At 70.1% G+C, this 25,165-nt stretch carries 25 protein-coding genes, 1 tRNA gene and 1 pseudogene; 17 read left to right on the plus strand and 10 right to left on the minus strand.

Annotation, left to right across the window (positions count from 1 at the left end):
• The first annotated feature begins 23 nt into the window (after window positions 1–23).
• Together nrdE and nrdF are read left to right on the plus strand one after the other, a co-directional pair.
• Window positions 24–2,105 (plus strand): class 1b ribonucleoside-diphosphate reductase subunit alpha, encoded by a 2,082-nt coding sequence (gene nrdE / locus OVA21_RS03505; protein WP_067712491.1) that lies wholly within the window; start codon window positions 24–26, stop codon window positions 2,103–2,105.
• 55 nt (window positions 2,106–2,160) lie between these two features.
• Window positions 2,161–3,177, plus strand: coding sequence for a class 1b ribonucleoside-diphosphate reductase subunit beta (gene nrdF / locus OVA21_RS03510; RefSeq protein WP_069388457.1), 1,017 nt, complete (start codon window positions 2,161–2,163; stop codon window positions 3,175–3,177).
• Window positions 3,178–3,262: 85 nt separating this feature from the next.
• Here the strand turns inward: nrdF and OVA21_RS03515 are convergent, their stop codons facing one another.
• Window positions 3,263–3,499 carry a hypothetical protein gene (locus OVA21_RS03515; protein WP_268091772.1) on the minus strand — a complete coding sequence of 79 codons (237 nt, stop codon included), beginning with the start codon at window positions 3,497–3,499 and terminating at the stop codon, window positions 3,263–3,265.
• Window positions 3,472–4,398 (minus strand): ABC transporter substrate-binding protein, encoded by a 927-nt coding sequence (locus tag OVA21_RS03520; RefSeq protein WP_268091773.1) that lies wholly within the window; start codon window positions 4,396–4,398, stop codon window positions 3,472–3,474. The genes OVA21_RS03515 and OVA21_RS03520 overlap by 28 nt, the downstream gene beginning before the upstream one ends.
• Before the next feature lie 254 nt (window positions 4,399–4,652).
• Here OVA21_RS03520 and ctaD point away from each other — a divergent pair, with 254 nt between their 5' ends.
• The 3 genes from ctaD to OVA21_RS03535 all read left to right on the plus strand — a co-directional run bounded on the left by ctaD (window position 4,653) and on the right by OVA21_RS03535 (window position 8,572).
• The gene (gene ctaD / locus OVA21_RS03525; protein ID WP_268091774.1) at window positions 4,653–6,413 is read left to right on the plus strand and encodes an aa3-type cytochrome oxidase subunit I; all 1,761 of its coding nucleotides are present in this window, start codon (window positions 4,653–4,655) and stop codon (window positions 6,411–6,413) included.
• A 132-nt stretch (window positions 6,414–6,545) separates the two neighbouring features.
• Complete coding sequence (serB, locus tag OVA21_RS03530; RefSeq protein ID WP_067719911.1) at window positions 6,546–7,775, plus strand: phosphoserine phosphatase SerB; 1,230 nt, start codon at window positions 6,546–6,548, stop codon at window positions 7,773–7,775.
• Between the two features lie 47 nt (window positions 7,776–7,822).
• Window positions 7,823–8,572 carry a peptidyl-tRNA hydrolase gene (locus OVA21_RS03535; RefSeq protein ID WP_067719974.1) on the plus strand — a complete coding sequence of 250 codons (750 nt, stop codon included), beginning with the start codon at window positions 7,823–7,825 and terminating at the stop codon, window positions 8,570–8,572.
• A 19-nt stretch (window positions 8,573–8,591) separates the two neighbouring features.
• On the opposite strand, the pseudogene OVA21_RS03540 reads toward OVA21_RS03535, so the two are convergent.
• Window positions 8,592–10,699 (minus strand): annotated as a pseudogene (locus OVA21_RS03540) (ATP-dependent DNA helicase).
• Between the two features lie 136 nt (window positions 10,700–10,835).
• Window positions 10,836–12,185 (minus strand): nicotinate phosphoribosyltransferase, encoded by a 1,350-nt coding sequence (locus OVA21_RS03545; RefSeq protein ID WP_067719906.1) that lies wholly within the window; start codon window positions 12,183–12,185, stop codon window positions 10,836–10,838.
• 53 nt (window positions 12,186–12,238) lie between these two features.
• Here OVA21_RS03545 and clpS point away from each other — a divergent pair, with 53 nt between their 5' ends.
• From clpS to rdgB, 7 genes are all read left to right on the plus strand, one after another.
• Entirely contained in the window at window positions 12,239–12,583 is a 345-nt protein-coding gene (gene clpS, locus OVA21_RS03550) for an ATP-dependent Clp protease adapter ClpS (RefSeq protein ID WP_067719971.1), read from the plus strand.
• 4 nt (window positions 12,584–12,587) lie between these two features.
• Window positions 12,588–13,208 carry a DUF2017 domain-containing protein gene (locus tag OVA21_RS03555; protein WP_120286378.1) on the plus strand — a complete coding sequence of 207 codons (621 nt, stop codon included), beginning with the start codon at window positions 12,588–12,590 and terminating at the stop codon, window positions 13,206–13,208.
• Between the two features lie 10 nt (window positions 13,209–13,218).
• Complete coding sequence (locus OVA21_RS03560) at window positions 13,219–13,899, plus strand: rhomboid family intramembrane serine protease (RefSeq protein WP_268091775.1); 681 nt, start codon at window positions 13,219–13,221, stop codon at window positions 13,897–13,899.
• Window positions 13,896–14,711 (plus strand): glutamate racemase, encoded by an 816-nt coding sequence (gene murI / locus OVA21_RS03565; protein WP_120286392.1) that lies wholly within the window; start codon window positions 13,896–13,898, stop codon window positions 14,709–14,711. Before OVA21_RS03560 ends, murI begins: the two co-directional genes overlap by 4 nt.
• A gap of 73 nt (window positions 14,712–14,784) precedes the next feature.
• Window positions 14,785–15,564: an MBL fold metallo-hydrolase gene (locus OVA21_RS03570; protein ID WP_268091776.1), complete on the plus strand. Its 780-nt coding sequence runs from the start codon at window positions 14,785–14,787 to the stop codon at window positions 15,562–15,564.
• A gap of 42 nt (window positions 15,565–15,606) precedes the next feature.
• Window positions 15,607–16,392: a ribonuclease PH gene (gene rph / locus OVA21_RS03575; protein ID WP_096905846.1), complete on the plus strand. Its 786-nt coding sequence runs from the start codon at window positions 15,607–15,609 to the stop codon at window positions 16,390–16,392.
• Between the two features lie 2 nt (window positions 16,393–16,394).
• Window positions 16,395–17,012: an RdgB/HAM1 family non-canonical purine NTP pyrophosphatase gene (gene rdgB / locus OVA21_RS03580; RefSeq protein WP_119192375.1), complete on the plus strand. Its 618-nt coding sequence runs from the start codon at window positions 16,395–16,397 to the stop codon at window positions 17,010–17,012.
• Window positions 17,013–17,126: 114 nt separating this feature from the next.
• Here rdgB and OVA21_RS03585 read toward each other — a convergent pair whose 3' ends face one another.
• Window positions 17,127–17,501 (minus strand): DUF3817 domain-containing protein, encoded by a 375-nt coding sequence (locus tag OVA21_RS03585; protein WP_069389765.1) that lies wholly within the window; start codon window positions 17,499–17,501, stop codon window positions 17,127–17,129.
• A complete protein-coding gene (locus OVA21_RS03590; protein ID WP_096905842.1) occupies window positions 17,498–18,058 on the minus strand; it encodes a hypothetical protein in 561 nt (186 codons plus the stop codon). Before OVA21_RS03590 ends, OVA21_RS03585 begins: the two co-directional genes overlap by 4 nt.
• Before the next feature lie 59 nt (window positions 18,059–18,117).
• On the opposite strand from OVA21_RS03590, the gene OVA21_RS03595 reads away from it, so the two are divergent.
• From OVA21_RS03595 to OVA21_RS03605, 3 genes are all read left to right on the plus strand, one after another.
• Window positions 18,118–18,199: transfer RNA gene (locus tag OVA21_RS03595), tRNA-Leu, on the plus strand.
• 41 nt (window positions 18,200–18,240) lie between these two features.
• Entirely contained in the window at window positions 18,241–18,786 is a 546-nt protein-coding gene (locus tag OVA21_RS03600) for a CAP domain-containing protein (protein ID WP_159981080.1), read from the plus strand.
• 31 nt (window positions 18,787–18,817) lie between these two features.
• Complete coding sequence (locus tag OVA21_RS03605) at window positions 18,818–19,342, plus strand: DUF421 domain-containing protein (protein WP_096905825.1); 525 nt, start codon at window positions 18,818–18,820, stop codon at window positions 19,340–19,342.
• 65 nt (window positions 19,343–19,407) lie between these two features.
• Here the strand turns inward: OVA21_RS03605 and OVA21_RS03610 are convergent, their stop codons facing one another.
• Both OVA21_RS03610 and OVA21_RS03615 read right to left on the minus strand, forming a co-directional pair.
• Window positions 19,408–19,914, minus strand: a complete 507-nt coding sequence (locus OVA21_RS03610; protein WP_240341489.1) for a gluconokinase — start codon at window positions 19,912–19,914, stop codon at window positions 19,408–19,410.
• A 14-nt stretch (window positions 19,915–19,928) separates the two neighbouring features.
• Window positions 19,929–20,804: a maleylpyruvate isomerase family mycothiol-dependent enzyme gene (locus OVA21_RS03615; protein ID WP_268091777.1), complete on the minus strand. Its 876-nt coding sequence runs from the start codon at window positions 20,802–20,804 to the stop codon at window positions 19,929–19,931.
• A 45-nt stretch (window positions 20,805–20,849) separates the two neighbouring features.
• Between OVA21_RS03615 and OVA21_RS03620 the strand changes: the two genes are divergently transcribed.
• Complete coding sequence (locus OVA21_RS03620; RefSeq protein WP_119192378.1) at window positions 20,850–22,235, plus strand: glucose-6-phosphate dehydrogenase; 1,386 nt, start codon at window positions 20,850–20,852, stop codon at window positions 22,233–22,235.
• Window positions 22,236–22,289: 54 nt separating this feature from the next.
• Here the strand turns inward: OVA21_RS03620 and OVA21_RS03625 are convergent, their stop codons facing one another.
• On the minus strand, window positions 22,290–22,436 hold the full coding sequence (locus OVA21_RS03625) for a methionine/alanine import family NSS transporter small subunit (RefSeq protein ID WP_096905822.1): 147 nt from the start codon (window positions 22,434–22,436) through the stop codon (window positions 22,290–22,292).
• A 3-nt stretch (window positions 22,437–22,439) separates the two neighbouring features.
• Window positions 22,440–24,074, minus strand: a complete 1,635-nt coding sequence (locus tag OVA21_RS03630; protein WP_119192379.1) for a sodium-dependent transporter — start codon at window positions 24,072–24,074, stop codon at window positions 22,440–22,442.
• Window positions 24,075–24,244: 170 nt separating this feature from the next.
• On the opposite strand from OVA21_RS03630, the gene OVA21_RS03635 reads away from it, so the two are divergent.
• Complete coding sequence (locus OVA21_RS03635) at window positions 24,245–24,823, plus strand: hypothetical protein (RefSeq protein WP_240341490.1); 579 nt, start codon at window positions 24,245–24,247, stop codon at window positions 24,821–24,823.
• Window positions 24,824–25,165: the final 342 nt, after the last annotated feature.

A 25,165-nucleotide genomic window follows, 5' to 3' on the forward strand; every position in this document is an offset into this window, starting at 1 on the left:
TCGACTACCACGCCCTCAACGCGATGCTCAACCTCTACGACGCGGACGGGAAGATCCAGTTCGACGCGGACCGCCGGGCGGCGCGGGAGTACTTCCTGCAGCACGTCAACCAGAACACGGTCTTCTTCCACAACCTGGACGAGAAGCTCGACTACCTGGTCGAGAAGGACTACTACGAGCGCGAGGTGCTGGACCAGTACGCGCGCAACTTCGTCCGCGAACTGTTCGACCACGCATACGCCAAGAAGTTCCGCTTCCCGACCTTCCTCGGCGCCTTCAAGTACTACACCTCGTACACGCTCAAGACCTTCGACGGGAAGCGCTACCTCGAGCGCTACGAGGACCGCGTGTGCATGGTGGCGCTCACCCTCGCCGCCGGCGACCAGGTGCTGGCCCGCCAGCTGGTGGACGAGATCATCGACGGTCGATTCCAGCCCGCCACGCCCACGTTCCTCAACTCCGGCAAGAAGCAGCGCGGGGAGCCCGTCTCGTGCTTCCTGCTGCGCATCGAGGACAACATGGAGTCCATCGGCCGCAGCATCAACTCCGCGCTGCAGCTGTCCAAGCGCGGCGGTGGCGTGGCATTGCTGCTGTCCAACCTCCGTGAGCACGGCGCGCCCATCAAGCACATCGAGAACCAGTCCTCGGGCGTCATCCCCGTGATGAAGCTGCTGGAAGACTCGTTCTCCTACGCCAACCAGCTCGGGGCCCGCCAGGGTGCCGGCGCCGTGTACCTGCACGCGCACCACCCGGACATCTTCAAGTTCCTCGACACCAAGCGTGAGAACGCGGACGAGAAGATCCGCATCAAGACGCTCTCCCTGGGCGTGGTGATCCCGGACATCACCTTCGAGCTCGCCAAGCGCAACGACGACATGTACCTGTTCTCGCCGTACGACGTCGAGCGGATCTACGGCAAGCCGTTCGCGGACGTCGACATCTCGGAGCACTACCACGAGATGGTCGAGGACAGCCGGATCAAGAAGACCAAGATCAACGCCCGGCACTTCTTCCAGACCGTCGCCGAGCTGCAGTTCGAGTCCGGCTACCCGTACATCATGTACGAGGACACCGTGAACCGGGCCAACCCGATCGCCGGCAAGATCACGCACTCCAACCTGTGCTCGGAGATCCTCCAGGTCTCCACGGCCTCGGAGTTCAACGAGGACCTGAGCTACTCCGAGGTGGGCAAGGACATCTCCTGCAACCTCGGTTCGCTCAACATCGCCAAGGCCATGGACTCGCCGGACTTCGGTCAGACCATCGAGACGGCGATCCGGGGACTGACCGCGGTCTCCGACCAGACCCACATCGACTCCGTGCCCTCGATCGAGCGGGGCAACTCGGAGTCGCACGCGATCGGCCTGGGGCAGATGAACCTCCACGGCTACCTCGCGCGTGAGCGGATCCACTACGGATCCGAGGAGGGTGTCGACTTCACCAACATCTACTTCTACACCGTGCTCTACCACGCGCTCCGGTCGTCCAACGCGATCGCGCGGGAGCGCGGGACCTGGTTCGCCGGGTTCCCGGAGTCGAAGTACGCCTCGGGTGAGTTCTTCGACAAGTACACCGACCAGGTGTGGGAGCCGGCCACCGACCGGGTCCGAACGCTGTTCTCCGAGGCCGAGGTGACCATCCCCACGCAGGAGGACTGGCGCGCGCTGAAGGCCGACGTGCAGAAGTACGGCATCTACAACCAGAACCTCCAGGCCGTGCCGCCGACGGGGTCGATCAGCTACATCAACAACTCGACCTCGTCGATCCACCCCGTGGCGTCGAAGATCGAGATCCGCAAGGAGGGCAAGATCGGGCGCGTCTACTACCCGGCGCCCTACCTGACCAACGACAACCTGGACTACTACCAGGACGCGTACGAGATCGGCTACGAGAAGATCATCGACACGTACGCGGCGGCTACCCAGCACGTCGACCAGGGCCTGTCGTTGACCCTGTTCTTCAAGGACACGGCCACCACCCGTGAGGTCAACCGAGCCCAGATCTACGCGTGGCGCAAGGGCATCAAGACCCTGTACTACATCCGCGTGCGTCAGCTCGCGCTCGAGGGCACCGAGGTCGAGGGCTGCGTCTCGTGCATGCTCTGACCGCCCGGCCGCAGGCCTGCGTCCCGAACCCCACACGTCCCCAGGAGGAGATCCGATGACCGCCGAGCTGCACGCTCCGGGATCCCACAGTCCCGCCGCCGGCATCCAGCCCAAGCTGGTCGACCGGGTGTCGGCCATCAACTGGAACCGCGTCCCCGACGAGGTCGACGATCAGGTGTGGGGCCGGCTCACCACCAACTTCTGGCTGCCGGAGAAGGTGCCGGTCTCCAACGACATCCCGTCGTGGCAGACCCTGACCGAGTACGAGCAGCAGCTCACCACCCGCGTCTTCACCGGCCTGACCCTGCTGGACACCCTGCAGGGCACGGTCGGCGCCGTCAGCATGATCCCCGACGCGTCGACCCCGCACGAGGAGGCGGTGCTCACCAACATCGCGTTCATGGAGTCGGTGCACGCCAAGAGCTACTCGACGATCTTCTCCACGCTGTGCTCGACGCCCCAGGTGGACGACGCGTTCCGCTGGGCGGAGGAGAACCCCTTCCTCCAGAAGAAGGCCAAGATCGTGCTCGGCTACTACGCGGGGGACGATCCGCTCAAGCGCAAGATCGCCTCGGTGATGCTCGAGTCGTTCATGTTCTACTCGGGCTTCTACCTGCCCATGCGGTGGTCCTCGCGGGCCAAGCTCACCAACACCGCCGACGTCATCCGGCTCATCATCCGCGACGAGGCGGTGCACGGCTACTACATCGGGTACAAGTACCAGCGCGCCCTCGAGCACGTCACCCAGTCAGAGCGGGACGAGCTCAAGGACTACACTTTCGAGCTGCTGTTCGAGCTGTACGACAACGAGGCGGACTACACCGAGGATCTCTACGATCCGGTGGGGTGGACTGAGGACGTCAAGAAGTTCCTGCGGTACAACGCCAACAAGGCGCTGATGAACATGGGCTACGAGGGCATGTTCCCGAAGGACGAGACCGACGTCGATCCGGCGATCCTGTCGGCCCTGAGCCCCAACGCCGACGAGAACCACGACTTCTTCTCCGGCTCCGGCAGCTCGTACGTCATGGGTAAGGCCGAGGCCACCGAGGACGAGGACTGGGACTTCTGACGCACCGGTTCTGACCCACGACGCCCCTGCGACCGAACACGGTCGCAGGGGCGTCGTCGTCTCACGGTCGTGGAGGGACTGCTGGCTACCCGTCCGGTGCGACCCCGTTGATCGATCCCCGGATGTCGTCGAGGACCGCCCGCGCCGCCACCGGGCCCGTGCCCTCCCACACGGCACGGTCCACCACGAACACGCGCTGCGATCCCACGGCGTCGAGGTCCGTCCACCTGTCCGAGGCGAAGACCTCCCGCGCCTCGTCCTCGGAGCCGGGCCCGCCTCCCACCACCGCGAAGATCACATCCCCGTCCAGTTCGTCACCCACGGCCGGGGACTGCGGCAGGGGCGGGAGGCGCTCGCCGTCGCGCGTGCGTTGCGCAGGGGGCGCTCGGCACCCACGGCCTCGAGCATCAGGGAGCCCAGCGTGTCCGGCCGCTGCACCTCCACGCCGTCACCGTCCCCTCCGGTCACCGACACCAGGGAGACCCGGGTGTCCGACGGGGTGGTCGCGTCGGCAGTGCGCTGCGCCCGCTCGATCACATCCAGCAGCAGATCGCCGCCGGCGCGGGGCCGACCGTAGGCGTCGGCGATCGCCTCGGTGGCCTCTGTCCAGGCGAGGACGTCGGCGTCGTAGACCACGGTGGGGGCGACATCAGTCATGGCGGCGACGACGGCCGGGTCCACCTCGTCCGACCCGGCCAGCACGATGAGGTCCGGACGCAGTTCCCGCGCGGCCCGCGCGACCTCGTCGGGGTCCGCGCCGATGAGGGGGCCGACCGTCGGGAGTCCGGTCAGTGAGTCGGGCAGGTAGACGTCCGCACCGTCGGGTAGGCCGGACGTGCCGACGACGAGGTCCTGCAGCCCGAGGGCACAGGCCGTGTCCACCGCACCTGTGCCGAGCGCCAAAATCCTCTCCGGCGACCGCGGAACCTCCACCCGGTCCGGACCCGGCCCCTCCGTGGGGACCCGGCGGTCACCCGACCCGGGGAACTCCCCGGGGACCGGTGCCGGGGCGCACGACTCCTCGGGCTCCGCCGAGCGCTGCAGCTCCTCACCGGCCATCCGCGACGGGGTCGTCGTCATCGGGTGCTCGACCATGTCGACGGGGGAGGGGCCACACGCCACGAGCGTCAGCCCGGCCGCCAGGGGGACCGCCGCCCTGACGGCGCGCCGGGCATACCCCCGCGCGGGGTGTCGGCGGGGGGCGGTCACGGAATCGGTCATGGGACAACAGCCTAGGAGATCGGCCGAGAAGGGCCGCTCATGCGGAGGTCGCGGGCGGGCGGCGGGTGCCCGTCCCGGCGTGCCGGACCACGGCGTGATTAGCGGGGGTGACCACCGGTGACGAGTTCGACGGGGCGGGTGGGCGTCTCTCTCAGGCGGGGGTTAGGATTGCGGTCACGCACTATTCCTATGCGTTCGACGTGGGGTCGGTGGTTCGACCCGCGACGTCGGGTGAGGCGTTCAGGAGGACCCTTATGACCGCAGTGGCCCCCAAGCCGGTCCACGAACTCGACCACCCGCCGGGTGAACCCACGGGTGATGCCCGGCCGGGCTCGTTCGTGTGGAAGATGCTGACGACGACCGACCACAAGTTGCTCGGCATCATGTACATCGTCACCTGCTTCATCTTCTTCTTCGCCGGCGGCCTCATGGCGCTGCTCATCCGGGCGGAGCTCTTCCTCCCGGGTATGCAGTTCCTGTCGAATGAGCAGTTCAACCAGCTGTTCACCATGCACGGCACGGTGATGCTGCTGCTCTACGGAACCCCGATCGTCGTCGGGTTCGCGAACTACATCATTCCGCTGCAGATCGGCGCCCCCGACGTGGCGTTTCCCCGGCTCAACGCGTTCGGCTTCTGGCTGTTCGCGGCGGGCGGCACGATCATGCTCTCCGGCTTCCTGACCCCCGGTGGCGCGGCGTCCTTCGGCTGGACCATGTACATGCCGCTGGCGGACAAGATCCACTCGCCGAACGTCGGCGCGGACCTCTGGATCCTCGGTGTCGGCATCGGCGGCATCGGCACCGTCCTCGGTGCCGTCAACTTCGTCACCACCATCATCTGCCTGCGCGCACCGGGTATGACCATGTTCCGGATGCCGATCTTCACGTGGAACATCCTCGTGGCGTCGGTCCTCATCCTCCTGATCTTCCCGCTGCTCACCGCGGCCGCGCTCGGCGTCTTCTACGACCGCACCTTCGGTGGTCGCATCTTCGATCCGGGCAACGGTGGCGCCATCCTGTGGCAGCACCTGTTCTGGTTCTTCGGTCACCCCGAGGTGTACGTCCTCGCGCTGCCGTTCTTCGGCATCGTCTCCGAGGTCTTCCCGGTCTTCTCTCGCAAGCCGCTGTTCGGCTACGCCGGCCTGGTCTTCGCGACCCTCGCGATCGCCGCACTGTCGACGGCCGTGTGGGCGCACCACATGTACGTCACCGGCGCGGTGCTGCTGCCGTTCTTCTCGTTCATGACGTTCCTCATCGCGGTCCCGACCGGTGTGAAGTTCTTCAACTGGATCGGCACGATGTGGCGCGGCAAGATGACCTTCGAGACGCCGATGCTGTTCGCCCTCGGCTTCATCATCACCTTCCTCTTCGGCGGTCTGACCGGCGTGATGATGGCCTCGGCGCCGATCGACTTCCACATCTCGGACACGTACTTCATCGTGGCGCACTTCCACTACACGCTCTTCGGCACCATCGTGTTCGCCACGTTCGCCGGCGTGTACTTCTGGTTCCCCAAGATGACGGGCCGGATGTACGACGAGCGGCTCGGCAAGATCCACTTCTGGTTGATCTTCATCGGTTTCCACACGACGTTCCTGGTACAGCACTGGCTGGGCAACCAGGGCATGCCGCGCCGGTACGCCGACTACCTGGATTCGGACAACTTCACGGTTCTCAACCAGATCTCCACGGTCGGTTCGTTCATCCTCGGCATCGCGATGCTGCCGTTCATCTGGAACATCATCAAGAGCTGGCGCTACGGGGAGATCGTCACGGTCGACGACCCGTGGGGCGCGGGCAACTCCCTCGAGTGGGCGACCTCGTGCCCGCCTCCGCGCCACAACTTCGTGACGCTGCCCCGGATCCGCTCCGAGCGCCCCGCGTTCGAGCTGCACTACCCGCACATGAGCGAGCGGATGCGGGCGGAGGCCCACGTCGGGGGCCGTCGCAAGGCACAGGACCCGGACTCGGCCAAGGATGTGGCCGACCGGGGACCATCCCCGCAGAAGGGCTGATCGCCCGCCCGTACTCACCCACGGGCGTAGGTCCCGGGAACCCCGTCGGCGGCTCGTCCACCGGCGGGGTTTCCGCTTGTCAGGCCCCGCAACATCAGCACCGCCCTCCCCGATCACCTGTCAGGAGTACATGTGAGCACCACCGGCACCCCGGCTCTCCTCACCGTCACCGGGCCCGACCGCCCGGGCGTAACCGCGCGGGTGATGTCCGTCCTCGCGTCCCACCACGCCGATCTGGTCGACGTGGAGCAGGTCGTCGTCAACGGCCATCTGTCCCTGGGGCTCATGGTCCGGGTGGACGACGGCGCCGATGTGGTCACCGTCGTGCGGGAGCTCACCGAGCAGGTCCACGACCTCGGGATGCAACTCGAGGTCCAGTTCGACGACATCGCCCCCGCGGCCCCGCCCTCGACGCACGCGGTCGTGATTCTCGGCAGCCCCGTCCCGGCCTCCGCGTTCTCGGCCGTCGCCGGCTCGCTGGCCTCCATCGGCGCGAACATCGACACGATCCGCGGGATCGCCGACTACCCGGTCACCGGTATCGAGTTGCACGTGTCCACCGCCGGCCGGGACTCGGCCGACGATGCCCGCCTGCGCGAGACCCTCGCCCCCCTCTCGGACGCCCACGGCGTCGACATCTCGGTGGACCGGGCCGGGCTCGGCCGTCGGTCCAAGCGACTGGTGGTGTTCGATGTGGACTCCACCCTCGTCCAGGGCGAGGTGATCGAGATGCTCGCCGCGCACGCGGGCAAGGAGGACGAGGTCCGGGCCGTCACGGAGCGTGCCATGCGCGGAGAGCTCGACTTCGCCCAGTCCCTGCACGAGCGTGTCGCGACGCTGGCAGGTCTGCCCGCCACCGTGCTGGACGAGGTCGCCTCGAGCATCGTGCTCACGCCCGGGGCCCGCACCACCATCCGCACGCTCAAGCGGCTGGGGATCCGCTGCGGGGTGGTCTCCGGCGGCTTCATCCAGGTGATCTCCGGCCTCGCCGAGGAGCTGGGACTCGACTTCGCCCGCGCCAACACCCTCGAGATCGTGGACGGCACGCTCACCGGCCGGGTGGTCGGCGAGGTGGTGGACCGCGAGGCGAAGGCCGCCTACCTCCGCGAGTTCGCCGACGAGGTCGGTATCTCGCTGAGCCAGACCGTCGCGGTCGGTGACGGTGCCAACGACATCGACATGCTCACCACCGCCGGGCTGGGAATCGCGTTCTGCGCCAAGCCCGCCCTCCGCGAGGTGGCGGACGCGTCATTGTCCAAGCCGTTCCTCGACACCGTTCTGTTCGTGCTGGGGATCACCCGCGACGAGATCGAGGCCGCGGACACCGCCGCCGGCACGTACCGCCGCGTCCCCCTGACGTGACCGGCACGCCCGGGGCGGGGGAGGGCGGTCCCGAGACCGGTGGGCCCGTGATCGGCGGCCCGGCGACCGGCGCCGCACTCGACTGGTGCCACGCCCGGCTCCGGGCGGGCTCGGCCGGCGCGGAGGACCCCGAGGATCGTGCGACCGTTCGGTCGATGCCGATCGTGCTGCACCTGCCCAAGGCGGACCCTCCGGCCCGGACCCCGCTGCTCGAGTCGGTGGCCGGCGCGGTCGCGGCGCTGTGCCTCGACGAACGGGTCGCGCCGGGAGGGCCGTGGCACGAGGCCTACGCCGCGTGGTTGGACGCCCGGATGCGCAAGATCGCCCGACGTGCCCGCGGCGCCCAGTGGCGGGCCTCGCTCGAGGTCCCCGGGGTGACCCGGGAGATCGACGGCGCCGCCGCGAGGGCGTTCGTCCCCGGCCCGGTGGACGAGGTGGACCCGCGGCTGGCCAGGCTGCAGATCGGCGGCACCGACCTTGAGCGTGACGAGCCCGGCGCGCCGCCCGAGGGGACGCCGGTGGTGTGGATCGACGGTGCGCTCGAGATGTCGACGGGAAAGGCGGCGGCGCAGGTCGGCCACGGGGTCATGCTGCTCATCGCCGCGATGGAACGCGATCGTCTCGATCGCTGGTTGGCCGACGGGCTCCCGGTCGCCGTCCGCGAAGCCGATCCCTCCCGGTGGCAGGACCTGGCCGAGGCGGTGGCCGCCGGGACACCGGGAGTCGCCGCGGTGGTGGACGCCGGCTACACCGAGGTGGCGCCGGGGTCGCTCACGGTCATCGCCGTCGACGCCTGAGCGGCGCCCCGGGGAGCGTTCAGGCGTCGCGCAAGCGCTCCAGGGCGCCGGTCACGACGTCCTTGTCGGTGGTCTGCCAGAACGGCGGCAGCGAAGCGCGTAGGTATCCGCCGTACCGCGCGGTGACCAGACGGGAGTCGAGCACCGCCACCACGCCGCGGTCCTCGGTGCGGCGGAGCAGCCGGCCCACGCCCTGTGCGAGCAGGAGGGCGGCGTGGTTACCGGCGACGGCGAGGAACCCGTTCCCCCCGCGGGCCGCCACCGCACGCTGACGCGCCGAGAGCAGCGGATCATCGGGACGGGGGAACGGGATGCGGTCGATCACGACCAGCGACAGGGTCCGTCCCGGGACGTCGACGCCCTGCCACAGCGACAGGGTGCCCACGAGGGTCGTCTCCTCGTCGTCGGCGAACGTCGCGACGAGGTTGGCCGTGGAGTCCTCGCCCTGGCAGAGGACGGGGGTGTCGAGTCGTTCGCGGAGCAGTTCGGCGGCGGCCTTCGCCGCGCGCATCGACGAGAACAGTCCGAGCGTGCGGCCCCCGGCGGCGGTGATGAGATCGACCAGTTCCTCCTCGGCCGCGGGCGACGGGCCCTCCCGGCCGGGCGCGGGGAGGTGAGCTGCCACGTAGAGGATGCCGTTGCGCCGGTAGTCGAACGGGGATCCCGCGTCGAGGCCCGTCCACCGCAGGGCGCTCGCGTCGTCGTCGGAGGGCGGTTCGAGCGACACCGCGCTCGCGGTGTCCGGGCGTGCCGACGAGGCGGGCGGCAGTCCCCAGGTGGCGGCGAGCCCGTCGAACTTCCCGCCCGTGGTGAGGGTCGCGGAGGTGAGGATCACCGTGGACTCGGCGAACAGGCGGGCACGCAGGAGCCCGGCGACGGACAGGGGAGCGACGCGCAGGATCCGTCCTCGTCGTTCCTCCACGCTCATCCATACGATCTCTAGGCGCTCGGTGACCGGCCGCTCGAACGAGGAGAGGATGCGGTCTGCGGCGTCGGCGATCTCGTCCAGCGCGGCGAGGGTCTTCTGACGGTCGGAGGCACCCTGTGGGTCACCGGCGGCCTCTCCGGGCTTGGGACCCGGGACCGCGCTGCGACAGTTCTCGGCGGTGTGGCGGACAGCGGCCAGCGCGAGGTCCGCGCCCTCGGGCATGAGGTCCCATCGCGCCTCGGGACAGATCTCCAGCAGCGTGGCGAGACCCTCCCCGGCGGCGACCATGCGGTCCGCGGTCTGCTGGTCGACGAGCTTCGCCGCCCGGCGCGCGGCCTGGATCACGGCCGCGCCGGTGAGTTCGGCGGTGGTCACGCCGGTCACCCGGTCGGACAGCTCGTGGGCCTCGTCGATCACCACCGCGTCGTGTTCGGGCAGCACGGAGACATCGGTCATGGCGTCGATCGCGAGCAGCGCGTGGTTGGTCACCACCACGTCGGCGCGGCCGGCCTCCTGGCGTGCCAGTTCGGCGAAGCATTCGGAGAACTCGGGGCAGACCTGCCCCAGACACTCGCGACTGGTCACCGACACCTGCCGCCACGCCGCGTCGGAGACACCGCGGGGCAGGTCGTCGCGGTCGCCGGTGTCGGTGTCCTGCGCCCAGTCGTGCAGGCGGGCGATCTCGCGGCCCAGCCACGAGCTCGGGCCGGTGTCCCGGGGGTGGCCTCACGTGGGGTGCGCGCGGCCGTGGACTCGCCGCCGAGGGGCAGGTCGAACAGTTCCTCGGTCTCCACCTCCTCCGGGTCGGCCTCGTCGACCGGCCCCGAGCTCACCCGGTGCAGGCACAGGTAGTTGCCCCGGCCCTTGAGGATCGCGTGGGAGGGACTCACGCCGAGTTCCGGGCGGAGCGCCTTGGACAGCCGCGGCAGGTCGCGGTCGACCAGCTGGTTCTGCAGCGCGATGGTCGCGGTGGAGACCACCACGGTGTTCCCGGTGGCCACGGCGTGGCGCAGCGCCGGCACCAGGTAGGCCAGGGACTTACCGGTGCCCGTCCCGGCCTGGACTGCGAGGTGTTCCCCCGTCGCCAGGGCGTTGCCCACGGCCTCGGCCATCGTCACCTGGCCCGTGCGTTCGCTGCCGCCCAGGCCCGCGACCGCGGTGGCGAGCAGGTCGGAGACGGGGGGGAGCGAGTCGGTCACGCGGATACCCTAGCGGCCGCACCGGACAGTGGCCCGGGCCGCCGGGCGGCTCGGGGGCAGACCTGGCCGGCTCGGGGGCAGACCCGGTCGGCTCGAGGCCCACCCGGATGCGTCGGCGGACGACCGACAGCTCCGCTCAGCGGGTGGCCGGGGGGATGACCCTCACGGGGATGGCGGGGTCGCCCTGACTCAGCGCGAGCCCCTCCCACGGCAGGGACACCATCACGGCGGCGTGGTGGGCGCGTGACTGCTCGAGGGTCGGGAGCCCGGGGACGGTCTCGCCGCCCCGGATCAGCGGGACCATGAGATCGCGCGTCTCGAGACCGGGCTCCTCGGGGGCGTCCCCGGACCACGGCAGCAGCAACTCCTCGACGGCGGTGCCCGAGCGGCGGTGGTGGCGGACCGCGCGCTTGGCTCCGGGCAGGGACTCCTTCTGTGCGGAGCGTTTGGCCACGGGGATCCCGTCGACCTCGACGAGTTTGTAGACCATGCCGGCGGTCGGGGCGCCCGAGCCGGTCACGAGCCGGGTGCCGACGCCGTACACGTCGACCGGCTCAGCGCGCAGAGCGGCGATCGCGTACTCGTCGAGGTCCCCGGAGACCACGATCCGGGTGTTGCGGGCGCCGAGGGCATCCAGCTGGCTGCGGACCTGCCGGGCGAGCACCCCCAGGTCGCCGGAGTCGATACGGACGCCGCCGAGTCCGTGCCCGGCGACCTCGATCGCCGTCGCCACGCCCGTCGCGATGTCGTAGGTGTCCACCAGGAGGGTGGTGTCCACACCGAGGGTCTTCACCTGCGAGCGGAAGGCGGCCGCCTCGTCCGGACCCTGCGGGCCGGTGTGCAGCAGGGTGAACGAGTGGGCGGACGTCCCGGCGGAGGGCACGCCGTGCCGGCGCGTCGCCTCCACGTTGGAGGTGGAGTCGAACCCGGTGAGGTAGGCGGCCCGGGCCGCGGCGACCGCTGCTTCCTCGTGTGTGCGGCGGGACCCCATCTCGATGATGGGGCGGCCGTACGCCGCGGAGGTCATCCGCGCGGCGGCGGAGGCGATCGCGCTGTCGTGGTTGAGCACGGACAGGACCAGGGTCTCGAGTACGACGCACTCCGCGAACCCGCCCCGGATGCTCAGCACGGGCGAGCCGGGGAAGAACAGTTCGCCCTCCGCGTAGCCGTCGACGTCACCCGTGAAGCGGAAGTCGCGGAGCCAGTCGGTGGTCCGCTCGTCGAGCGAATCCGACAGCGCCTCGATCTCCTCGTCGTCGAACCGGAAGTCCGCCACGCGTTCGAGGAGCCGACCGGTGCCTCCGACCACCCCGTACCGACGGCCGGAGGGCAGGCGTCGGGCGAAGACCTCGAACACACACGGCCGGTCGGCGGTGCCGTCCGCCAGGGCCGCCCGGATCATGGTGAGCTCGTACTTGTCCGTGAGCAGGGCGGTGGACGGTCGCCCGGTGGGGGGCGTGACATGGGAGGGAGTCGGCGGGGTCACGGGGGCGACTCTACGGCGTGGCCTACCCGGCGGGAATCCGTATCCTGGGTTCCATGCACCCTGTGACGACACCGCTTGCGGCCGTCCGGAGCACCGCCCCGGTGATGGCGATGCCGTCGGCCGCGCCCGTGGAGTCCACGGACGCGGACCTCGACGGTGGGGTGGACAGCCCCTGGCTCACCGTGGTCTGGGACGACCCGGTGAACCTGATGAGTTACGTGACGTACGTGTTCCAGCGGGTGTTCGGCTACAGCAGGGAGAAGGCGCATGGCCTGATGCTCAAGGTCCACAACGACGGTCGGGCGGTGGTGTCGTCCGGCAGCCGCGACAAGGTCGAGAACGACGTCCGCAAGCTGCAGGAGGCCGGACTGTGGGCCACGATGCAGCGGGATGCGTGAGGCGGTGAAGGCGTGGCAGCGCAAGGCGTCCCTCGGTGGGGCGCGCATCAAGTCGGTCATGGAGAACCATGAGGTGCAGATCCTGCACGCCCTGGTCTCCAACGTGGTGGACATGCTCGAACAGCGCCGGGACTCCGCCCCGCGCGATGAGCTGGCCGAGATCACGGGGATGCGCAGTGGCCACTCGCAGGTGCCCGCCGAGGCGCCCCTGGCGCGGTTGTTGCCGGACTTCCACCGCCCTGAGGCGGCCGACCGTGCGGACGGGTCCGACACGGACGGTGCGGCCGTCGCGCGGGCCCACAACTCGGGCATGCGGATGATCCACGAGCCGGCGATCATCGACGCGAAACTCGGCTGCGCGGGCGTGGTGTTGCGTTCGTTGCCGTCGCGGGGCGGGACGGTGTCGCTGACCCTCGAGCAGGCGAACTCGTGGATGCGGTGTCTCAATGATGTGCGACTGGGGCTGGGCGCGGTCCTGCTGGAGGCGGGCTCGTCCGACGGGGTCGCCGCCACCGATATCCCCGAGTACGTGCCCGACGATGACCCCCGGTCCGCCCAGTTGGACGTGTACCACTGGCTGACCTTCATGCAAGACTCCCTGTGCACGGCCCTCGACGGGCAGTGAGGAGAATATCGTGAACCGAGACCCCCGTTCGCCGTGGCCGGGGACCGGCGCCGGCCCGGTAGACCCGGGGCCGCGGCGCTGGCCGGCCCTGGTCCTGCTGTGGTCGTTCGTCGCCCTGATGTGGGTGGTCGAGGCGGCGGACCAGGTGATCATCGCGGCGATCGGACCCCAGCAGACCCTCGACGGCTACGGGGTCCAGCCGCTGGCGACGGACGGGCTGCTCGGCATCGTGTTCCAGCCGTTGCTGCACGGGGACTGGGCGCACCTGATCGGTAACTCGATCGCCCTGCTCGTGCTGGGGTCGATCATCGCCCTGTCCGGGATCCGGCCGCTGGTCACCGTCACCCTCGTGTCGTGGCTGATCTCGGGAGTGGTGTCCTGGTTGCTCGGCGGCACCGGGACCGTCCACATCGGGGCCTCCGGGATCGTGTTCGGCTACATCTTCTACGTCATCGTCCGGGGCTTCTTCTCCCGGCGCATCCTGCACCTGGTGATCGGACTGGTCATCGGCTTCTACTACGGGCTCGAGGCGCTGGCGGGCCTGTCGCCGATGCTGGACGGGGTGTCCTGGCAGGGCCATCTCGGGGGCGCGATCGGCGGCGTGGCGTCGGCGTACGGCCTCAAGCGCGACCGGAAACCGCAGCAGCAGCTCGCCACCCAGCCGCGGTGGTCCGCCGGACCGCGGAGGTGACGCGCCCCGACCCGCAGGCTCCCATCGGGGTGTTCGACTCCGGCGCCGGCGGTCTGACGGTGGCCCGGGCGATCGTGGACCAGTTACCCGATGAGTCGGTGGTCTACGTCGGTGACACCGCCAACGGGCCGTACGGTCCGTTGCCGCTGGCCGAGGTCCGGGCGCACGCCCTCGCGGTGGCGGACCAACTCGTCGACCGCGGGGTCAAGGTGTTGGTGATCGCGTGCAACACGGCGTCGGCGGCGATGCTCCGCGACGCCCGCGAGCGCTACCCGGTACCGGTCGTGGAGGTCATCCAGCCGGCGGCCCGGCGCGCGGTGGCCACCACCCGGTCGGGCCGGATCGGGGTCATCGCCACCCGCGCGACGGTGGCGTCGCGGGCGTACGACGACGCGGTGGCTGCGGCCGCCGGGATCGAGCTGACGTCGGTGGCGTGTCCGAAGTTCGTCGAGTTCGTCGAGCGCGGTATCACCAGTGGCCGTCAGGTGCTCGGGTTGGCGGAGGCGTATCTCGCTCCGATCCGCGACGCCGACGTCGACACCCTGGTGCTGGGGTGCACTCATTACCCGTTGCTGTCCGGTGTGGTGCAGTTGGCGGCGGGGGACCACGTCACGCTGGTCTCGAGCGCGGAGGAGACCGCCAAGGACGTGCTGCGGGTACTCACCGCGCAGGACCTGTTGCGGCCGCACGACGCGGCCGAGCCGGCGACCCACGAGTACCTCGTCACCGGTGATCCCGACGCCTTCCGCCGGGTGGCGTCACGGTTCCTCGGCCCCGGTCTGGTGACCGTCGGGCGGGCGGTGGCGGACTGATGGACGGTGACACGCATCGCGGGCACAGCCGCGAACACCACGACACGCGGTGCGACGTGGCACGATGGTGCCCATGTTTCTGACTGTCCTCGGGTGCTCGGGAAGTATCGGTGGACCCACCTCGCCGGCGTCCGGGTATCTGGTCGAGGTCGACGGTCTCGCCCCCGTGGTGATCGACATGGGGCCCGGTGTCCTCGGCGCGCTGCAACGACACGTGGCCCCCGAGGACGCGACCGTCCTGCTGTCCCACCTCCACGCCGACCACTGCCTGGATGTCCCGAGTCTGTTGGTCCTGCGGCGCTTCGGCCCCGGTGCGAAGGGCGCGGGCCGCGTGCCGCTGGTCGGGCCGTCCGGGACGGCCTACCGGATCGGGGTGGCGTCGGCGGAGGAGCCGGGGACGGTCGACGACCTATCGGACTCGTTCGACGTGGCCACGTGGGACGTCGCGCCCGAGGTGGAGATGAGGGGCGACGACGACGAGGTGGCCCTCAGGGTGCGGGCCGACCGGGTGGAGCATCCTCCGGAGTCGTACGGAATGCGCCTGACCTCCCGTAGCGGCCGGGTCCTGGCGTACAGCGGGGACACCGCCTATTGCGATGCCCTGGTCGAGCTGGCGGTCGGCGCGGACGTCCTGCTCTGTGAGGCGTCCTGGACGCACGAGGAGGGACGCCCGCCGGGCATCCACATGTCGGGGGCGGAGGCGGGCCTGACCGCTCACCGCGCCGGCGTGGGTCGTCTCGTGCTGACCCACATCCCGCCGTGGGTGGACCGCGAGGCGGTCCGCGCGGAGGCGGCCGCCGAGTTCGGCGGGGAGATCCTGCTGGCGGAGCCGGATCTGCGGATCACCGTCTAGGAGTCGGTCGACGGGGGCGCGGCGCGGCTAGGATCGGCGGTCGTGACCTCATCGAACAGCAGCAGAGCAGACGGACGCGGGGACGCCGACCTGCGTGACGTGACCATCACGCGGGGATTCACCTCGCACCCGGCTGGGTCTGTCCTCGTCACCTTCGGGCAGACCCGCGTCATGTGTACGGCCAGCGTCACCGAGGGCGTGCCGCGGTGGCGCAAGGGTTCGGGCCTGGGGTGGCTCACGGCGGAGTACGCGATGCTGCCGGCCGCGACCCACGAGCGCTCGGGCCGGGAGTCGGTCCGCGGCAAGGTGGGCGGACGCACCCACGAGATCAGCCGCCTGGTGGGCCGCTCCCTGCGGGCCTGTATCGACCTGTCCGCGCTGGGGGAGAACACGATCGCGCTGGATTGCGACGTCCTGCAGGCCGACGGCGGGACACGGACCGCGGCGATCACCGGCGCGTACGTGGCCCTGGCGGACGCGATCACGTGGCTGCAGGCCAAGGGCGCGGTCACCGGCAACCCGCTCACCGGGGCGGTCGCCGCGGTGAGCGTCGGCGTCGTCGACGGCCGCGTCCTGTGCGACCTGCCCTATGAGGAGGATTCGCGGGCCGAGGTGGACATGAACGTGGTGTGCACCGACGGCGGCAAGCTCATCGAGGTCCAGGGGACCGCCGAGGGCGCGGCGTTCGGCCGCGACCTGCTGGACGCGATGCTGGACTCGGCGCAGGCCGGCTGCGAGCGGCTGTTCGAGATGCAGCGCGAGGCCCTCGCGGCGCCGTACCCGGGCGAGTTGCCGTCGCCGCCGGCTGCACGGAACCGGGGGCGGTAGTCGTGACCGTTCGCCTGGTGGTCGCGAGCCGCAATGCCAAGAAGCTGGCCGAGCTGCGCCGGGTGCTGGAGTCGGCGGGGATCGTCGGCATCGAGCCGGTGGGACTGGACGAGGTGCCGGAGTACCCGGAGGAGCCCGAGGACGGCGCCACCTTCGCGGACAACGCGCTGATCAAGGCCCGATCCGGTGCGCAGGCGACCGGCCTGCCGTGCCTGGCGGACGACTCGGGACTGGCGGTGGACGCCCTCAACGGCATGCCCGGGGTCCTGTCGGCGCGCTGGGCCGGGCGGCACGGCGACGACGCCGCCAACAACGAACTCCTGCTCGCGCAGTTGTCCGACGTCCCGGACGAACGCCGGGGGGCGGCGTTCGTCTCGGCGTGCGCGCTGGTCGGACCGGGCGTGCCCGGCGAGGTCGTCGAGGAGGGGCGCTGGCCGGGGCGCGTGCTGCGGGAGCCGCGCGGGGAGGGCGGGTTCGGGTACGACCCGCTGTTCCTGCCCGAGGGGTCGGACCGTGCGGCAGCCGAGCTCAGCTCGCAGGAGAAGGACGCGGACTCACACCGCGGCCGTGCCCTGCGCGCCCTCGTTCCGGCCCTGCGCGTGCTCGCCGAACGCGGCTGACAGCACCGCGGCCTGACAGCACCCCGGCCGGACATCACTTCGACGAGAAGGACGTTCCGCCCACGTCGCCCGCGACGGGAGGGTGCGGAACGTCCTTGTCGATGAGGGGGTGGGTCAGACCGCGTACTCGGTGCGCACGTCGCGGGTCCGCCTGTGCTCGAACCAGAACGACAGGAACGGGATCGTCCCCGCCAGCGCGGTGAGCAGGGTCCGAGACGCGGGCCAGCGGGCCTTGATCGCCAGGTCGAGCGTCATGAACAGGTACAGGATGTAGAACACTCCGTGGGCCTGACCGATGTAGGTGAACCAGTCCGGGGCGTCGGACGAGTTCTCCAGGATCAGGTACTTGTAGATCATCTCCACGGTGAGCACGAGCAACCACACGCCGGTGATCCAGGCCAGGACCCGATAGCGCTTGAGCGCGCCGGCGATCCTGCCCCCCGGATCAGGCTTGCGGTTGTCGGTCTGCTGGGTGGCTGCGGCGGTCATGAAGCAGGCTTCTCCTGGTGGGTGCCGTCGGCCCGGTCTTTCCGGGCGAGTTCGGCGAGATAAGAGTTGTAGGCGTCCAGACCTTCGTCCCGGACCGCCTCGTCCCGGGCGGGTCGACGCGTCGGCAGCAGGTCCGAGGGGATCTCCGTCATGACGCCGAAGCGGTCCCGGCCCGTTCGGTTCTTCCCGGCGGCCGGATGGTCGGGCGCGCGGTGGTCGGCCTCGTCGTCGTCCTCGTTGTCGGTACCCGGTCCGTCCGCGGCACCCGCCGAGGCGGAGGCCCAGTCGTCCTCACGGGCCTCCATGCGCACGTACTTCAGGTACGCGTAGACGAGGAACCCGGCGAGGAACGGCCACATGAACGTGTACCCGAGGTTCTGCGCGGTCCCGGTGGCCTCCTGGTAGCGGGCGAGCTGCCACAGTCCCATGCCCATGCAGAAGATCGCGCCCAGGACGACGAACGCGATCCACCCCGGGCGGTGCTTGACCCTGGTCCGCGCCGGGTCGCCGGAAGCCGTTGCACTTCCGGTCGCGTGGGAGCCAAGGGTGTCGGACACGCCTCCACGGTACCTCTGACCACACGGTAAGCTCATCTCGCCCGGTACCCCCGGGTGACGCGCCCGTGGCGGAATTGGCAGACGCGCTGGATTTAGGTTCCAGTGTCTACGGACGTGGGAGTTCAAGTCTCCCCGGGCGCACAGGTCTTCCCTCGGATCGGGTGATCAGGATGAGGAACCGGATGGCCGCGAGAGCATCGGCCGCGTCGCTGATCCTCGCGGCCTCGACGATGGTGGCCGGCTGCGCGCAGGTGGATGTCGCGGTGGACCGGGGCCTCTCGTCGAAGGCCCCCGGGGGTCAGTCTGCGGTCGAGCCCCCGGCGGAGCCGTCCCCGGTCGAAGGGGAGACGAACGTACAGCGGAGCGAGAACGGCCTTCCGCCTCTGGACGCCAGCGAGAGGCTCCGCGACAGTGCCTGCGCGAAAGCGGACGACATGATCGCGAGGGACTACTGGGGGCACACCGCGCCTGACGGCAGCGGCGGCCCGTCCACGTTCATCCGGGAGGCCGGTGTCGACTACTCCAGGGCTGCCGAGAACCTGTTCTATTCGTCCACGGGCGGTCCGGATCCGGTCGCCAACTGGATGCAGAGCCCGGGCCACAGGGAGAACATCCTCGACCCGGACCTCACCCGCGTGGGTGTCTGCCTGCGGACGGCCGCGTACCAGGGTCTCCCGGAGGCTCATCTCTACGTCCAGCACTTCGCCACCCCGATGTCGGAGAGGTAGAAGGAACCGTCGTGGTCAGTACGGTTCGGGCATGTGGTTCGACAACTGGTCCGACATACTCCGGATACTCCTCGTGGGCACCGCGGCGTACATCTTCCTCGTGGTGGCGATCCGGGCGTTCGGCAAGCGCACCCTCGCGCAGCTCAACGCCTTCGACTTCATCGTCACCGTCGCGCTGGGTTCGACGCTGGCGACCATCATCCTCAGCTCCGACGTGTCGTGGACCGAGGGCGCGGTCGCCCTGGCGCTGCTCGTCCTCCTGCAGTACGTCGTCTCCCAGTTGAGGCGACTGCCGGGCGGGCGCAAGGCCCTCACCGCACAGCCGACTCTGCTCGTCCGCGACGGGATCATCCTCGACGACCAGCTGGCGCGGCACCGGCTCACGCACGCCGACATCCGCCAGACCCTCCGCTCCTCGGGTATCGGGGACCTCGGCGAGGCCGCCGCCGTCATCCTGGAGAGCGACGGGAGCAGGAGCGTCATCACCGGTTCGCAGCTGGGCAACGGCTCCGTTCTCGACGACGTCCCGGGGTGGCCGCGACGCGACGCGGACTGACCCGCCGGCGGGGCGCGGAGTGACCCCCCGGCGAGGGGGCGCGTCAGAGGGCGGCGAGAACAGGGTCAGAGAGCGGCGAGGACCTCGTCCGCGATCTCGGACGCCGGCAGCGTGATCGGGCAGACGATCCCGGTCTCGTCGGCCTCGAGCGGCTCCACTGTGCTCAGCTGGGACTCGAGGATCCGCTGGGACGCGAAGTGCCCCCGGCGGGCGGCGAGTCGGGCCGCGATGAGCTCGGGGTCGGTGCCGAGTTCGACGAAGAACACCGGGCGCTCCACCTGCCGCAGTATGTCGCGGTAGGCACGTCGCAGCGCCGAACACGCGACGACGAGCCCCGGGCCGCTGCCCGTCGACCGGTCGCGTTCCCGCATGCCGTCCCGGACCGCGGCCAGCCAGGGCGCGCGGTCATCGTCGGTCAGGGGCTCACCGGCGCTCAGCTTCCGGCGGTTGGCGGGCGGATGCACGTCATCGGCGTCGAGGAACGGCGCACCGAGGCGGACGGCGATCACACGGGCGACCGTCGATTTCCCGGCACCCGAGACGCCCATGACGACGATGTGGGGTCCGGACACGGGCGACGGCGGCGTCAGATGGTGAAGGCCAGCGACCCGAGGATCGTCCGGCCCAGGTCCTCGTCGCCACTGATCTCCACGCCGCTGCCCGGCTCGGCGACGATCCGGCCGGTCGCCGCGCGGACGAAGGTCGGGGTGTCGAAGACCAGCTCCACGGTGGGCTGCGCGGTGTCGTCGACGTCGGCGAGGGCTGCGCGTCCGTCCACGACGACATCGGTGGCCAGCGGCAGATCGGTGCCCGCATCACCCGTGACGCGGAACCGGACCCGGGAGCCGTCCGGCGCGGCGGCCTTCTTGCCGACGATGCGGGGCAGGGCGTTCACGATCTCCCCGACCGCGAACCGGCCGATGTCGCCGCCGAGGTGATGCTGCATCCCGATGGCCTGCCGGATGTCGTCCTCGTGGATCCAGCAGTCGAAGACCCGCACACCCATGAAGCGGCGGAACGGAACGCGGCCGACGGGGGAGTCGGTCTCGGCCTCGAGGTCTGCGGCGCTCATCTCGGAGAGCTGCTCCGTGCGCTCGGCGACGACGTCGCGGAAGTCCTCGAACGCGTCCTCGACAGCCAGCGGGCGCGCCTCCTGGACGAACTTCTCGTTGAGCTCCGCGATCGGGTTGAGCACGTACTCCCGGGCGGAGGCGGGCACCTCGATGTCCGGGACCTCCTCACCGGCGAGCAGGTGCTCGGTGCCCGCCACGTGCGCCACCACATCGCGGACGGTCCACCCCGGAAGAGGGGTCGGTGCGATCCAGTCGTCCCTCTTGAGCCCGGCGAGCAGTTCGTCGAGACGCTTCCACTGTTGGATGAGGTGACGGATCTCCGCGGGGGCCTGCCCGGCGGGCTCGGCGGCGGGGGCGTCGGTCGTGACATCGGGGCTGTTGGTGTCCATGGTCACACGCTACTGCGGCGCCGCCCCGCGGGTAGCGTCTGCGGCATGTCGCCGACCACGACCGACCGTCCCACCCTCGCGATCCTGGGAGCCGGTGGCGACCTCACCGAGCGACTCCTGCTCCCCGGGTTGGGGACCCTGCTCGCCACGGATCCCGACCGCGACGTCACCGTCATCGGCTCCGGGCGGTCCGGGATGGACGACGGCGACTGGCGCGACCTCGTCCGCAGTGCATTGCGCGCCGGGGACCGCTCCCCGGAGCAGATCGACGGGATCGTGGACTCGACCCGGTTCGTCGAACTGGACGTGACGGACGCCGACGCCTTCTCCGACTTCGTCGACGGGCTGGACGGACCGGTGGTGCTGTACTTCGCCCTCCCTCCGGCCGTCACGGCCGCAGCGTGCGAGGGCCTGCGCGGACTCCCACTGCGCGACGACGTGCGGTTCGCGCTGGAGAAACCGTTCGGCGACGACCTCGCCTCGGCGCGCAGGGTGAACGCTCTGCTCGCGGACCTCGTGCCCGAGGACCGCGTGTACCGGGTCGACCATTTCCTCGGGGAGGCGACCGTGCTCAACATCCTCGGCATGCGGTTCGCCAATCGCATCCTGGAGCCGGTGTGGACCGCGGAACACGTGGAGCGCATCGACGTCGTCGCCGACGAGACGCTCGCCCTCGAGGGCCGCGCCGGGTACTACGACTCCGCGGGCGCGCTCGTCGACATGCTCCAGTCCCACCTGCTGCTGGTGATGGCGCTGGCGACGATGGACGCACCCGCGCGCCTCGACGCCACCGAGCTCCACGACCTCATCGTCACCACGCTGCGTGCGACGCACGTGTGGGATGACGATCCGCTCGCCTCCTCGCGCCGGGCCCGCTACACCGCCGGGCGGACGGGCGGCAGGGACGTGGCGTCCTACGCGGAAGAGGACGGCGTCGACCCGGCTCGGGGGACCGAGACGTTCGCCGAGGTCGTCCTCGAGATACGGAACCAGCGGTGGGCCGGGGTACCGGTGCGCCTGCGGTCGGGCAAGGCGCTGGGCGAGGACTCGATGCGGGTGACGGTGACGTTCCGGCCGCCGCGCCACGTGCCCGGGGCGTTCTCGGGGGATGTTCCGCCGACCCGCCTGACGATCGGGATCGCGCCCGACCGGGTGTCCCTCGACCTGGCGACGAACGCGGCCGACGACCGTTTCACGCTCGGAAGGACCCGCCTGGCCGCTGACCTGGGGGACAGCGAGCTGCTGCCGTACGGGGAGGTCCTCGGACGCATCCTCGACGGCGACCGACTGCTGACGGTCCGCGGTGACGTGGCCGAGGAGTGCTGGCGGATCCTCACTCCGGTGATCGAGGCGTGGGAGGCCGGCGGGGTCCCGCTCGAGGAGTACGAGGCGGGTTCCGACGGCCCGGCGGTGGGCGACCGCCGGGAATGACCCGGCCCCGGGTCCGTGGGCGGAACCGGGGCCGGGAGCTGCGGTCGGGCGGGGTCAGCCCCTGCCGCGTTCCGCCGCTTCTCGGACGGCACCCTCGTCGACCCCGTCGGGGTGGCCCACGTAGTGGACGATGCTGGCGACGAGTCCGCCCCAGATCACGAGCAGGAACAGGACCATCATGATGATCGCGGGAGCATCCATTGCTCAGGCCTCCTTGGTCTTGCGCGGGGACGCCGTCGCACCGGACGGGCGGTCGGCGGCGGGAGGGGTGAGGCCCTCCTCGTAGGCGAAGTCGCTCGGGTCGTCGTCGACCGTCGGGGGGCCGTCGAGCTGACGGGACCCGCGCCACGGCAGGAGGGACAGGACCACCGACAGCACGAGGATCGTGGCGATCATGCCCCAACCCCAGACGCCTAGGACGGACGCCTCGTACCCCTCGTACGGTTCGGCGATCAGGGTCATGATCTCGCGGATGAGGGAGTAGCCGAGCACGAGCGGCGTGATGACGGCCAGGCACACGATCCAGAACGTGCCCACCCTCCACGAGGACACCGAGTTGAGGTGATCGCGCAACCGCGGGGCGAGGCGCATGCCGAAGATCACCACGACCAACGCGATGAGCGAGATGCCGACGATGCCCAGACTGTTGACGAACTTGTCGAGGATGTCGAGATTCTGCAGGCCGGTCTCGGTGGGCATGAGAAGCAGGGAGATGGCGGCCATCGGGACACCCACCGCCAGCGTGGCCGCGGTGCGCGAGGACCCGATCTTGTCCTGGAAGGACGAGATGACCACCTCGGTGATGGAGATCAGGGAGGTGAGGCCCGCCAGGATGAGGCAGACGAAGAACACGACGCCCCAGATCGGCCCGCCCGGCATCTGAGAGATGAGGGCGGGGAAGGCGATGAACGCCAGGCCCGGGCCGCCCCCGACATCGTCCCAGCCGGCTCCCGCCGACGTGGTCACCAGGAAGCCGAGGGTGGCGAAGACGCCGATGCCCGCGAGGACCTCGAACGCCGAGTTGGAGAAGCCCACGACCAGGCCGGAGCTGGTGAGGTTGGTCTTGCGCTTGAGGTAGGACGAGTAGGTCAGCATGATGCCGAAGCCGACCGACAGGGAGAAGAAGATCTGACCGTAGGCGGCGATCCACACGGACGGCTCCGTGAGGACGCCCCAGTCGGGCGTGAAGAAGTTGTTGAGACCCTCGAGCGCGCCGTCGAGGAAGAGGGAGCGGACCACCAGGGCCGCGAACAGAGCGACCAGGAGCGGGACGAAGAACATCGCGGTTCGTCCGATGCCCTTCTGGACGCCGGCGAGGAGGACGCCGAGGGTGGCGATCCAGACCACCGCGAGGACGATGGCGATGCCCGGCACAAAATCGATGCCGAACCCGCTGCCCGCGCGGAGGAAGTCCTCGGCGAAGAAGGTCGCGGACTCCTCGTAGGTCGAGCCCCACCGCTCATCGAGGGAGAACCAGGCGTAACTGGCAGCCCAGGCGATGATGACCGCGTAGTAGACCGCGATGACGAAGGAGACCAGGACCTGGATCCACCCGATGGGCTCGGCGAACCGGTTCATCCGCCGGAAGCTCAACGGGGCGGATCCGCGGAAGCGGTGACCGATGGCGTAGTCGAAGAACAACAGGGGGAGACCCGCGGTGAGAAGTGCCACCAGATAGGGCAGCAGGAAGGCGCCGCCACCGTTGTCGTAGGCGACGAAGGGGAAGCGCCAGATGTTGCCCAGGCCGACGGCGGAGCCGATGGCGGCGAAGACGAAGACGGAGCGACGGGAGAACGTCTCCCGGGGCTTCACCCCGCTCCGGGTGGTTGGTCGTGTCATGGGACGACTCCTTGTCGACGGGCGGGCCCGCGGGCCCGCGCGGTCCTGTCATGGGACGGTGCGTGCGTCCCCGGCGTGTACCAACTTCTAGCCCGGCCGTTGCGTGTTGGTGACCGGATCGACGCAATCTCTGCATCGAGATGTGTGACTCGTGGGAATACGGTAAGCCCATGAGGACCGATATCGGCACACGAAGCGCGGAGAATCGCACGTCTGCATTCCGCGCGGTGGTGTCGGCGGTCGTCGCCGGTGTCCTCGCCGTGGGGGCGGTGAATCCCGCGATCGCCTCCGCTCCGAGCACAGCAGGCCCGGCAGGCCCGGTCGGCTCACCGGCCCCCGTGGTGGCGCCGGTCCCGGTGGCGACGCCGGTCCCGGGGCCTGCGGACCTCGTGGGGGAGACGGGGTCGTGGTTCGCGCACGGATACACCCTGGATCTCCGCTCGGACGGGACGGGAACCTTCGCGGTGTGGGTCGGCGCCTTCGACGGGACCCGGATCGACGTGAGCCTCATCCCCGCTCCGGGACCCGCGACCGTCGCAGAGGTGGTGGGTGTCGAGACGGTCGGCGCCGGCGCCCTGGGGCCGGACGGGACACCGGGCATCGGGGGACTGGTGACCATCGCCTTCGGCGCTCCGGTGCGGACGGCGCACGTCGAGTGGACGTCGGGGCCGCGACGACTCTCCGCCGATCTGTGTCCCGCTGAAGGCCTCGACGCGGTCGCCATGGCGATCCTGCGCTGCGGCGCCTGACGCAGACGGGCCCGGGCCCGGCCCGCGACACACTGCGGGCCCGGCCGCGGCACGCTGCGGGGGTGTCCGCGACACGCCGTGGGGGGTCGGAGAACCCCTGAGAACGAGATAACGATCGGATAACGGGGGCGTTGGGAAACCTGAGGGGCCCCTCACCTGTCGATATGAGGTTCGCGTCATGTCTTGATGTGGTGCGGATCACTCGGCGCGCGGCGAAAGAGCCCCCTGTTCCGGTCGCGCGTACCCCCTCAAGCTGAGGAACCCCTCAAGTTCGTGTGGCAATCTGTGTCCTGCGCCGAAACCGCTGGCCGGTCGACGCGATGTCCCTGACGCAGTGCCCAA

It is taken from the genome of Dietzia sp. SL131, from assembly GCF_026672565.1.
Taxonomy (GTDB): domain Bacteria; phylum Actinomycetota; class Actinomycetes; order Mycobacteriales; family Mycobacteriaceae; genus Dietzia; species Dietzia kunjamensis.

Coding starts and splice junctions, on each gene's coding strand:
- OVA21_RS03585 (WP_069389765.1), bottom strand. CDS start 17,501: ATGACCGCCGCAGCCACCCAGCAGACCGACAACCGCAAGCCTGATCCG.
- ctaD (WP_268091774.1), top strand. CDS start 4,653: ATGACCGCAGTGGCCCCCAAGCCGGTCCACGAACTCGACCACCCGCCG.
- OVA21_RS03520 (WP_268091773.1), bottom strand. CDS start 4,398: ATGACCGATTCCGTGACCGCCCCCCGCCGACACCCCGCGCGGGGGTAT.
- OVA21_RS03615 (WP_268091777.1), bottom strand. CDS start 20,804: ATGGACACCAACAGCCCCGATGTCACGACCGACGCCCCCGCCGCCGAG.
- OVA21_RS03630 (WP_119192379.1), bottom strand. CDS start 24,074: ATGACACGACCAACCACCCGGAGCGGGGTGAAGCCCCGGGAGACGTTC.
- OVA21_RS03570 (WP_268091776.1), top strand. CDS start 14,785: ATGTTTCTGACTGTCCTCGGGTGCTCGGGAAGTATCGGTGGACCCACC.
- OVA21_RS03620 (WP_119192378.1), top strand. CDS start 20,850: ATGTCGCCGACCACGACCGACCGTCCCACCCTCGCGATCCTGGGAGCC.
- nrdF (WP_069388457.1), top strand. CDS start 2,161: ATGACCGCCGAGCTGCACGCTCCGGGATCCCACAGTCCCGCCGCCGGC.
- clpS (WP_067719971.1), top strand. CDS start 12,239: ATGCACCCTGTGACGACACCGCTTGCGGCCGTCCGGAGCACCGCCCCG.
- OVA21_RS03635 (WP_240341490.1), top strand. CDS start 24,245: ATGAGGACCGATATCGGCACACGAAGCGCGGAGAATCGCACGTCTGCA.
- nrdE (WP_067712491.1), top strand. CDS start 24: ATGCTCAACCTCTACGACGCGGACGGGAAGATCCAGTTCGACGCGGAC.
- OVA21_RS03600 (WP_159981080.1), top strand. CDS start 18,241: ATGGCCGCGAGAGCATCGGCCGCGTCGCTGATCCTCGCGGCCTCGACG.
- OVA21_RS03605 (WP_096905825.1), top strand. CDS start 18,818: ATGTGGTTCGACAACTGGTCCGACATACTCCGGATACTCCTCGTGGGC.
- OVA21_RS03625 (WP_096905822.1), bottom strand. CDS start 22,436: ATGGATGCTCCCGCGATCATCATGATGGTCCTGTTCCTGCTCGTGATC.